We start from the raw sequence: 11,188 nt of genomic DNA, 5'->3' as shown, positions 1-11,188 counted from the left end.
ATGCACGCGCGCTGGTACAACCCGGCGACCGGGCAGTTCGACAACCGGGACACCGCCGACAACGACCCGATCCCGGATTCCATCGACGCCAACCACTACCAGTACGGCGACGGCAACCCGCTGCAGACCATCGACTCGACCGGCCACTGGGGCTGGAACCCGATCAAGGCGGTCAAGAAGGCCGTCCACAAGGCCAAGAAGTACGTCTCCCATTCAGTCTTCCACTACGCCTACAGCTACGCCCGGTCCTACTGGCATGCGGCCACCCACGTGGTGCGTCACGTCGTCCATCACGTGAAGAAAGCCGTGCACAAGGTCAGCCGGGTCGTCCACCGGGCGTACCGGTCGGTCAAACACACCGTCTACCGAGCCGTGCACTATGCGAAGAAGACGTACAAGAAGGCCGTCAGAGCGGTCAAACACACGTATCACCGGGTGAAGCACAGCGTCGCCAAGCACATCAACCACCTGAAGGGCAAAGTCAAGAACGCGTACCACCGGATCAAGCAGGCCGGTCAGCGGATCGTCAACAAGGTCACCAAGACCGTCAAACAGGTAGCCAACAAGGTCAAGGACGCCTATCACGCCACCGCGAAGTGGGTGAAGGAGCACAAGGACACCCTGATCCAGATCGGCGCGATCGTCGCCGGGGTGGCCGCCGGCATCGCCTGTACCGCGGTCACCGCCGGAGCCGGCGCAGTCGCCTGCGTCGTCGGAGCCATGGCGGTGATCAACCTCGGCAAGGACGCCGCCCAAGGCAACATCCACGGCTTCAAAGACGCCCTCGGCTCACTGGGCCAAGGCGCGGTGCAAGGCGCCCTCACTGTCGTCACCGGTGGCGTCGGCGGCATCGTCGCGGGCAAAGTCGCCGGAGCGTTAGGCGCCTTCGGAGCGAAGATCGGCGGCCGGATGATCGCCGGATTCGCCAGCGAATCCGGCGTCGACACTGCGGAGCAGCTGGCCACGACCGGACGCGTGAACTGGACCGACGTCGCGGTCTCCGGCGGCATCGGGGCGGTGACCGGCGCGGTCGGCTTCGGAGGCCCCGGCGGCCCAACCAAGGGTGCGGCTCGGCTTCACTCGGCGGACCGCGACCCTGTTACGCCGAGGACCGAACGCCACCACGATGAGCTTGCGAAGTCCGACAACCGGGAAGAGGCCTTTCTTGAGGTCGACCTCTCGAAAAAGAGGCGGACAGCAGGGGCGGAGGCGATCAACACCATCGCGCATACGGGGTATCAGGCAACCGAGGTTCATACGCCGAACAACATGGGTCCCGGGGCGCACCCCGGGCCGGGAGAGGGACTGACCATCATTCCGATGGTCCTCGCGGTCGCCGCCAACAGGGTCAAGCTGTGGAGGAACGGGTGATATTCGGTGGCTGCCGTCGGTTGACAGGAGACGTGGGGCTCACTGATCCTGCATAGGTCGGATTTATCCGATTGAGGAGTACCCGGTCGAGTCGAACCAAGAGACGATGGGCAGAACCCGCCCAGCCAGTGCCTTTACACTTCGCCGGGTGGAACTGCGCGACATCGAGATCTTCCTGACGCTGGCTGAAGAGCTTCACTTCAGCCGTACGGCCGAGCGCCTGCACGTGTCGCAGGCGCGGGTGAGCCAGGCGATCAAGGCGCAGGAACGCCGTATCGGTGCGCCGCTGTTCGACCGCACCAGCCGCCGCGTACGCCTCACGCCGGTCGGCGAACAGCTGCGCGACGACCTTCGCACGGCGTACGACGCGATCCAGGCGGGCCTGTCCCGGGCTGCCGATTCCGTCCGCGGCGTCACCGGCACGATCCGAGTGGGCGTGATGGGTGCGCTGGGACACGAACTCCGCGGCACCATCGATCTCTTCCTCGGCCGCTATCCGGGCTGCGGCGTACGGCTTCAGGAGATCCACTTCAGCGACCCGTTCGCCGCTCTCCGTACCGGTCAAGTCGACGTCGCGCTGTTGTGGCGACCGGTCCGTGAAGCGGATCTCGCCGAAGGACCCGTCCTTTTCACCGAGGGCCGTGTCCTCGCCGTGTCCGCGGCACACCATCTCGCCGGGCGATCCGAAGTCTCGCTGGAGGATCTGGGTGATTGTGTCACCATCGATCTCGGAACATTGCCCTCCGGCTGGATCGAGGCGATGGTGCCTTCCCGCACCCCGTCGGGGCGGCCGATTCCCCGGGGCCCACACGCCGCGACGCTCCACGAGATCCTGACGTCGGTGGCCGCCGACGCCTTCGTGACGCCACTGAACCAGCATGCGCGGCACTACTACTCCCACCCAGGCGTCGTCCTCGTACCGATTCACGACGCGTCCGCCACGGAGTGGGCGCTGGTCTGGCGGGCCAACGACACTTCCGCCCTCCTCCGGGCTTTCGTCGAGACGGCGGCTACCGTCGGCAGCCGCTCCCTGGACCTGCCATAACTTCACGGTTATACCTGCACGGTCGCATTGGCCGTTGTTTCGCCCTGCGCTCGCTTCGAGGATGAAACCGGTGTTCGGCCGCTGCAGATCCGGCGGGCTCAATCCGGCATGGTCATCGGCGGAATCGGCTTCTCCGGGCCATCGCAAGACCCGGGACCGGCAGTGTTCTGAGACGAATTGAGGCAATTTCGAATGATCGACGTCATCATTGTCGGGGCCGGGCCCACCGGTCTCATGTTGGCGGCAGAACTGCGCCTGGCGGGTGTGCGACCGCTGGTGCTGGAACGGCAACCGCAGCGCCGCGACACACCGAAAGCCGGTGGTCTCGGCGGGCAGATCCTGGAGCTGTTGCGCTATCGCGGCTTGCTGGAACGGTTCGAGGCCGCCTGCACTGGACCCGCCCCAGCTCCCCGGTTCCCGTTCGGCGGAGTGCACCTGGACTTCACTGAGCTGGCCGACCCGCCGCTACACGCCCTTCCGCTGCCGCAACAGCGACTCGAGCAGCTGCTCGACGACCGCGCCGCCGAACTCGATGTCGACCTCCGTCGCGGACAGGAGGTGATCGGGGTCGCCCAGGACGAGAACGCGGTCACGGTGGAGGTGCGGGGCCCGGACGGGCCGTACCAGGTGACGGGCCATTACCTCGTGGCATGTGACGGCGCCCGCAGCCGCGTCCGGGATTGGGCCGGCATCGGCTTCCCCGGCACCGTCTACCCGGAGGTCAACCGGCTCGCCCAGGTCACCCTGTCCGATGCCGTGGCCGTGCTCGACAACGGCGACCTCGACGTACCCGGTTTCGGCCTGGTCCGCGCGGGCTTCACTCGCACCGACCAGGGCCTGCTAGGAGTCGGCTCTTCGCCGTCCTCTCGTGTCGTCTCCCTTTACACCGTCGAGGACGAGACCGTCGACTACGACGACGACATGCCGATGACTGTCGCCGAACTCCAGGAGAGTCTCCGCCGCGTCATCGGTGTGGACCTGCCCGTAGCTCAAACCACACGATTGTCGCGCTTCACCTTCAAAGCCCGGCAGGCCGAACGGTATCGGGAAGGGCGGATCCTACTGGCCGGTGACGCGGCGCACCTGTTCCCGGCCACCGGCGTCGCGATCAACGCCGGAATGCTCGACGCGGTCAACCTGGCCTGGAAGCTGGCGGCTGACCTGCACGGCTGGGCGCCGGACGGTCTGCTGGACACGTACCACGACGAACGTCAACTGGCCAACGCCCGGACCATGCTGCACACCCGCGCCCAGGTGGCGTTGCGACGCGGGCACGACGCCGCCGCCGAGGCGCTTCGAGCGGTCTTCCAGGAACTGCTCACCGACGAGCAACCGTTGCGCCGCATGGGAGCGCTCGTTGCCGGCAGTGACATCCGTTACCCGATGCCCGGGTCCGGCCATCACGCGCTGGCCGGCGCCTTCGCCCCCGACCTCATTCTGCATACCGACCGGGGCACCACCAGCGTCGCGGACCTCATGCATGGCGCCAGGCCTGTCCTCCTCGACCTCGCCGACCGGCCGGAGCTGCGCGATGCCGCCCGAGATTGGCGGCATCGCGTCGACCTCGGCACCGCCAAGACCGACGATCGACCGGCCGACGCGCTCCTCATCCGGCCGGACGGCCACGTCGTCTGGGTGGCGAGCCTCAATGAGCCCGCCGACTCCGCTGCGCCCGCGCTACGCGAGGCGCTCCTCGGCTGGTTCGGGACGCCGAGCGGCACGACCTGCCAAGCAAGGACCTGAGACATCGGCTCGGCCTACGCCCGGCGTTATTCGCCTGCGCCTGCCTGGCGTTCACCGCACTACTCCCTCTGCTGCATTCACCCGTACGCAACCTGCGTACTCTGCCAACGATCGCCGACGAAGGAATCTGACTGTGCTCACAATTCGTACCGCTCATCCCGACGAGCTCCCCGCCTTGACGACCTCTCCCGAGGACGACGAACGCAACGCGGCGACCGCCGCCTACCTGGCCGGTCTGCTGGAGAGCGGGTGCACCCGACCGGAGTGGTGCCTGGTCGCCGAGCGCGATGGCCGGCTGATCGGCAATGTGGTGCTGTGGACGATCCCCGGCCGCACAGTGCCGATGGACATCGTCCTGCTGGAACCCGGCGACGCAGCCACCGGCGAGGCGTTGTTGGCATACGCCGCCGAACAGGCCCGCCGGCTCGGCGCACAGACCCAGGGACACGTCCTTGACAGCCCGGCCCAAGCCCCCCAGTTCCAGCGGGACCCGGAGTTGCGCGAAGGGCTGCTCGCCGGCGCCGGGTTCACCGTCACCCGTGACGGCTGCCGGTTCCTGTGGACCGCGAGCGACCCGATGCCCGCACAAGACGAGCGGTTGCATTGGCGAACCTTGGCCGAGCTGGGTGAGGCGCCGTTCGTGGAGCTGCTCGCCGACACCTTCACCGACACGAAAGACTCGATCTTCCAGGCTGAGATCGCCGAGCACGGCCTGCGGGGTGCGGCCAGACGCAATGTCGCCGACATGCTGGAGATGAACCACCAGCCCGCCTGGTACGAGATCGGCTACGACGCGGCGGACACGCCCGTGGCGATCAGCATGCCGGCGCGTACGGCGACCTCGGCGGTCATCGGCCTGGTCGCCGTCGCCCGGATCGGCCGAGGTCAGGGCTACGCCACCAGCGTGGTCGCCCGGGGCACTCGAGTGCTCGTCGACGCCGGGGCCGAGGAGATCCGCGGGGACTGCGACGCGGACAACATCGGCATGTCCAAGGCGTTCCAGCGCGCGGGCTACCGAAACTTCGCCAACCGGAAGATGTTCACTCGCCCACTGTGACCGTGTGGCTCGCCCGTCCTGCCCGGCGTCGTGTGCGATGCCGGGCACTTACTGCCGGGGAGCAGCCAGGCACATTCTCGTGCTGGATGATGGCCTGGCGCGAGCCCGCGGCCGGCATACGTCCGCCGCACCCTCGCGGCCGGCTCGTAGGACGGATGACATGACGCATATCGCGGTTCCCGGCAGCACGGCGACCCGTCCCAGCACCGGCTGGCCCCAATGGTGGACCCGGCCGGTCGTCGCAGCGACCCTCCTGACCGGCGGCCTGAGCCTGGTTTGGGCGCTGTGGCTGGCCCGCGACGCAGGAGATCTCGCGGCTCAGTACGCCTGGACCGCTTTCGTCCGCGATCATCCCGGCTCGGCTTACAACCTGTCCTGGTACGGGGGGATGCATCCGGCGTCGTACAGCGTGCTCTCGCCGTACCTGATGGCCCTGATCGGGGTACGCACCACCGGCGTCGTCGCGGCCGTCGCGAGCACCGCCCTGGCCGCCCAGCTGCTCGCCCGGTCGGGCGTACGCCAGCCGCTGCCGTCGATCCTTTGGCTGTCCGTCGCCGTCTGGCTCAACCTTGCCGCCGGTCGAGTGACCTACCTGCTCGGCTTGGCCGTCGCCCTGCTCGCGGTGGTCGTCCTGCTGGATCGCCGGCCACGTCCGGTGCTCGCCGCGTTGCTGGGCGCCGTGGCCACCTTGTGCAGTCCGGTTGCCGGACTGTTCATCGAGGTGTTCGCGGCGGCGCTGTTCCTGACCGGCCGGCGGCGACCTGCCTACCTGATGGCGGCCGGCCCGCCGGTGGTGATCGGGGTGACCGCCCTGCTGTTCCCGTTCTCCGGCGTGCAGCCGTTTCACTGGTATTCGGCGGTGCCCACGCTCGCCGCCGCCGTCGCGGTCGCGGCGTTGGTCCCACGGGACTGGTCGACCGTACGGGCCGGAGCCTGGGTCTACGCTGCTGGCGTCGCCTTGTGCTGGGTGCTGCCGACTCCCATCGGCAGTAACGTCGAGCGGCTGCTGATGCTGGCCGGCGCGGCCGTCCTGATGTGCGCCGAGGCCGCCCGCGAACGCAGCGGCTGGCCCCGGCGGGCGCGCTATGCGGCCATGGTGGTGATGGCCGTCTGGACCGTCGTGCACCCGGTCGTGAACATCGTGAACACCGCGCCGGTGACTGCCGGGGTCGCCGACGCCCGGCCGCTGATCGACGAACTCCAGCGACTGGCCGCCCGGCAGGTCCGGGTCGAGGTGGTGCCGCTGCGCTCGCACTGGGAGGCTGCCGGGCTCGCGCCCTACGTCAACCTGGCCCGCGGCTGGAATCGGCAGGCGGACGTGGCCCGCAACCCGATCTTCTACCAGGACCAGTTGACGGCCGAGGACTATCGGGCCTGGCTCCGCGAATGGAGCGTCGGATACGTCGTGCTGTCGGCCGACGAGCCAGACGACGCCGGCATCGCCGAAGCGAAGATCATCACCGCCGGGCATCCGTGGCTGAGCCTGGTGTGGGCGGACGCCGACTGGCGGGTGTACCGGGTCGACGGCGTCGAACCGCTGGCCACGCCGCCGGCCACGGTCACCTCCGACGGACCCGCGGCGATCACCCTCGACGTGCCCCGGCCCGGTGCGGTGCTCATCCGCATCGCCTGGTCACCGTGGCTGGCCATCCGCGGCGTCGTCGACGACGGAGCCTCGCACGCTTGCCTCGCCCAGCACGGCAGGTGGACCGAACTGTCGACACCCACCGCCGGCACGTTCACCATCGAGGCCAGGTACACGCTCGACCGGGGAACCGCCTGCCCGACCACGCCGTAACAGGGCCATCCGCAGCCGGACCGCGCGGCACGATGACCGGACCGGCCGCCGGGCGTACGCGCCCGGCGGCCGGCCGAAGGTCAGCCGCAGTACCCGCCGCAGCCGCCGTCCTTCGGGGCGGCCTGGCCCGGCTGGGGCAGACCGGGATGGACCTCCGGCTGGGCCTTGGTCACCCGGGGCGGCGACACCAGCAGATAGCTGGTCTGCAGGTCGGAGTCGATCAGTCCGATCAGGCCCGGGTCGTTCGGGTTGGCCGGGTCCTTCTCGAAGCCGGGCGCGGCCCAGCCGTTCATCACCTTCACCGCTGCGCCACGCGTACGCAGCACGTTGTCTCGCATCTCGACGGTGACGATCGTGGTGTCGGCGTCAGGGTTGTAGTACTCCTCGTCGTCGACGGTGTCGGAGTCCTCATAGCCGGAGGCGATCACGGTGCAGTTGTCGCTGTTGTCGCACTGCTCGATCGTGACGTCCGTGGAGCTGTACTCGCCGTCGGCGGAGATGATGGTGACGATCGTCGTCTTGTAGGTGCCCGTGACGTCGCCGTTGTCGTCGCGGACAACCTGCACGACCGATGTGTAACTGCTGCGTCCGCCGCCCGGGGCGTCGTGCGTCTCCCGGTAGACGACGGTGTCCACATCGTCGTTGGGGTCGGTAGTGGTCTCCTTTTCCCGGTGGATGGTGCCGCCCTCGCCGTCGCTCTCCGTGTGGGACTGCCCCGTCGTCGTGGGTCCGGGGCTGTCGTCAGGGTTGGTGGTGGTCTGCACGAAGCCGCCCTGGCCGTCTGGGTGAGTTTCCCGGCTGGCGCCGTCGACGAACTCGAAACGGCTGCCGCCGTCCTTGTACCTTTCGACGGACTTGACGCCACCGTGCTCCTGCCCGAACGTGTACCGGTTCTCGTCGAACCCGGCCGCGATCAGCCCGACGGAGACCCCACCGACCCGCAGGCCGGGCTTGGAGCCTGGTCCGCCCGTCCCGGCCAGACCGATGGAGAAGCCACGCATCGGGTCGAGGTCGACGCCGCCGGTCGTGATCTCACCGAAGGTGAGGCTGAAGTGGTGCAGCGTGTCGTGCCGGGACGCCATGTCGAAGGCGCCGAGCACGTCCATTCCAGCCTCTCCACGCGCCTCGATGATCTCCTGGGGGAGAGCGAGGAACACGCCCAGCCCGTTCTCGAAGGACGGCAGCTTGCGCTCGTGGGCGATCTCGACGACCACCTCCAGCCCGGGGCGGCTGGCCGGGTCGTACGGGTCGGTGCCCGCCATCAGTTCGTCGGCGTCGCAGACTCCGTCGTGATCGGAGTCGACGACTCGCCAGGCCACGTAGCAGCCGGTGGGGTCGCACAGGCGCAGCGACGAGGTGCGTACGTCGTCGGCCGCGGACGCGGGTTGGGCCGCAACGGTGGCCAGTAGCAGCAGGGCTGCGGCAACGGTCGCAGTGGCACGCCGCAAGTGATCGGACATCATGCGCCGAGCCTGGGGGCCGAACACCATCGCCGTCCACCGGGTGTTCGAAACCCGTCTCTGTCTGAAACCAGCGCGTGTCAGTCGTGACGAGAAGGGTCCCGTCAGGCAGCGGTGGTGGTGTCGGCATCAGGGCCGGCCGCCGTCGGACCGGGCCGGTGGACGCCTCCTGCCGGACGTGGGCCGCGTGGGTCAGCCCTGCGGATCGGCGGTCGTGTTCCAGTACGCGTCGAGGATGCGTGGCGCGATCGGGCGGCCGCCCACGGTCGGTCGCTTGATCGGCGCCGCTGGGTTGTATGGGCGTACGCGGGCCCCGGCCGGCAAGGTGACCCAGAGGGACTTGGCCGCCCCGACATCGGTGACCGACGAGACGGGAACCTGCAGATGCTCGGCCCACAGCGCGGCGCGCAGGTCGGCGGCGAAGGCGCTCGGATCGGGGGCGGGCGGGAAGCTCGGCCCACCGGTGTCGATGATGGTCGCCATCACCTCGCTGTCGTGCGTCCACGAGCGACGGCTGTAGTTCAGCGTGCCCACGAAGGCGGCTTCGTCGTCCACCAGGAGCAGTTTGGAGTGCACGTACGCCTCCGGCGAGGTCGGCGTACCGGCGGTGCCGAGCGCCTCGAAGGCCAGCAGCTTGCCCGGGAACTCCGCCAGCAGCGGGGCGAGGAACGCGTTTCGCCGGAACGCGATGTCGGGCAGGTCGTCCACGGCCTCCAGGGGTGCCATGACCACGACGACGTAGTCGGCGGCTCGCAGGGCGACGCGGAGGGCGTCCCGCAGCGGCTCGGAACCGACGAAGTACTGACAGGTCAGGTACGCGTGCCTGCGCGTGTTCCGCAGCGCGTTCTCCAAAACGGCCTTGCCCGACTGGACGGGATGCGGGAAGGGGAAGCCCCGGCCGTAGGTGTGCGAGATCTGCACCGTATGCGGCCCCGTCGCACCCCCGACGGGCGCGAAACCGGCCCCGCGCAACGGCTTGAACGACGGTGCCTCAGGGTGCCGCGTCCACCGGTCGACGAAGGTCTGCAACAGGTCGACCGCGGCCGGCCCCTCGATCCGGACGTGGACGTCGAACAGCGGCGAGCCGGTGGCCAGCGATCCGTTGACACCCTTCTCGTGCAGCCGGTCGGGGTTGACGTCGATGCCACCGGTCCAGGCGATCAGCCGGTCGCCACTGCGTACGATCAGGACCTTCTGATGATGGCTGCCCGCGATCAGGTGCCGGCCGTCGAGAATGGCGCCGGAGTTCGGCAGCGAGTTGATGAAGGCCATCGATTCACTGTTGATCGGCGTCAGCACCTGATCGAGGAAGAAGAACGGGGCGAGCGTGGCGAGCGTCACGCTCGTGGCGTTCGCCTGCGACTTGGACTTCCAGAACATCGCGTCGACCTGCGCCCCGGGCTGACCGTTGGCCCCACGGGTCGCGGCCTCGAGCAGCTTGCGCAGCGTGGAGTCGGGATTGCCGGGTTGCATCGCGAGATTGACGCTGCAGTACCAGTTGAGCAGGTAGATGAAATCGTTCGGGCCCGCGGCGGTCGCGATGTCGGCGGCCATGCGCGGCAGCGCCCGCTTGCCGCCGATGAACGCCTCGGCCCGGTTGTCGGGTGACGCCGATCGCAGGCCGCGGTTGGCGTCGTCCGGCAGCAGGAAACGCATGGCGGGCACGGCTTCGCCGCCGGCCGCGTCCAGCTTGACCGAAGCGGTGCCGTCCGCCGCCTGCAGGATGGTGCCCCCGGCGAATCCGAAGACCTGGCCGCCACCCGGCGCCGGGGTGCCGCTGGACGTGGGCAGACCCAGGTCGGCGCCGCCGGACAGCGACTGCCACAGATCCGCCACGGCGGTGGGCAGCACCTGACCGCCGGTGTCCGGATGACTGACGATGGTGGCCGCGTCGAACAGGCCGACCTCGGCCGCGGCGTCGAAACCCACCGCGACTGTGCCCGCGGCGGGGAATCCCGGGTCGAATCCGCCGATCGGCTCGCGCCAGCGTTGCCAGACGGGCAGGTCGACGCTGTGGACCAGCCCCTGCGTGGCCGGTCCGCCGGGTGCGGCCATGCCGCCGCCGCCGAAGTCCTGGACCAGGCGTCCGGCGTCCACGGCGCTGTCGGCGGCCGGATAGCCGAACGGCCCGGCCTCGGCACCCGTGGCGATCCACTGCGTGGCAATGGGCTCCAGGACGACACAAGCCTCTTGGGCCGGGGTGACGACCACCAGACCAAGATCACACGACGCGGTCGCGCCGTGCAGATCGACGGTTCGCACCAGCCCGCCCACCTGTTGCCCAGGATCGACGTCGGTGCCGGAGACCTCGGCGAGCTTGGCGTCCACAATGGCCTGCAGCTCGTCGTCGGAGGCGGACTCGGCCGTGTAGATCTCGTCCAGACGGCCCATCGTGCCCGGTCCGGTGACACCGTCATGCGCCGCCAATCCGGCGGGCAGCGGCAATCCCTCGTCGTTCTTGAACTGCCGCACGACATCGGTCGTCTGCGGACCGTAGTCGCCGTCGACGCCGACGGCGTACCCGAGGTCGGCGAGCGCCTTCTGCACCGCGGTCACCGCGATCGGATCGTTGGCCTGATCGACCTGCAGGTCGCCGTCGGAGTCGAAGCCACCCGGAGTCATCCGGGCCCCGTCGAGGCACTGCTGGAGTTGAGTGATTCCGCCGAACCGCGGCGCGGAGATGGTCGCCATGAGCACTCACCGTCCTGTGGCCG

7 protein-coding genes are annotated in these 11,188 nt (G+C 69.1%); 5 read left to right on the top strand and 2 right to left on the bottom strand.

What is annotated here, in order from left to right:
- From AB0H43_RS23650 to AB0H43_RS23630, 5 genes are all read left to right on the top strand, one after another.
- The coding region (locus tag AB0H43_RS23650) for a hypothetical protein (protein ID WP_360002390.1) at positions 1-1,371 on the top strand (1,371 nt) is incomplete at its 5' end.
- Positions 1,372-1,519: 148 nt separating this feature from the next.
- Positions 1,520-2,416 carry a LysR family transcriptional regulator gene (locus AB0H43_RS23645; protein ID WP_360002388.1) on the top strand — a complete coding sequence of 299 codons (897 nt, stop codon included), beginning with the start codon at positions 1,520-1,522 and terminating at the stop codon, positions 2,414-2,416.
- A 192-nt stretch (positions 2,417-2,608) separates the two neighbouring features.
- Positions 2,609-4,159, top strand: a complete 1,551-nt coding sequence (locus AB0H43_RS23640) for an FAD-dependent monooxygenase (RefSeq protein WP_360002387.1) — start codon at positions 2,609-2,611, stop codon at positions 4,157-4,159.
- Between the two features lie 133 nt (positions 4,160-4,292).
- Positions 4,293-5,216 carry a mycothiol acetyltransferase gene (locus tag AB0H43_RS23635; RefSeq protein ID WP_360002385.1) on the top strand — a complete coding sequence of 308 codons (924 nt, stop codon included), beginning with the start codon at positions 4,293-4,295 and terminating at the stop codon, positions 5,214-5,216.
- 160 nt (positions 5,217-5,376) lie between these two features.
- On the top strand, positions 5,377-7,014 hold the full coding sequence (locus AB0H43_RS23630) for an MFS transporter (RefSeq protein WP_360002383.1): 1,638 nt from the start codon (positions 5,377-5,379) through the stop codon (positions 7,012-7,014).
- An 80-nt stretch (positions 7,015-7,094) separates the two neighbouring features.
- Here the strand turns inward: AB0H43_RS23630 and AB0H43_RS23625 are convergent, their stop codons facing one another.
- Together AB0H43_RS23625 and AB0H43_RS23620 are read right to left on the bottom strand one after the other, a co-directional pair.
- On the bottom strand, positions 7,095-8,477 hold the full coding sequence (locus tag AB0H43_RS23625) for a hypothetical protein (protein WP_360002381.1): 1,383 nt from the start codon (positions 8,475-8,477) through the stop codon (positions 7,095-7,097).
- A 189-nt stretch (positions 8,478-8,666) separates the two neighbouring features.
- Complete coding sequence (locus AB0H43_RS23620; protein WP_360002380.1) at positions 8,667-11,165, bottom strand: peptidoglycan-binding protein; 2,499 nt, start codon at positions 11,163-11,165, stop codon at positions 8,667-8,669.
- Positions 11,166-11,188 lie beyond the last annotated feature (23 nt).

The sequence above is a fragment of the Hamadaea sp. NPDC050747 genome, assembly GCF_040654195.1.
GTDB lineage: Bacteria > Actinomycetota > Actinomycetes > Mycobacteriales > Micromonosporaceae > Hamadaea.
This window is presented reverse-complemented; position numbering and strand designations above follow the sequence as displayed.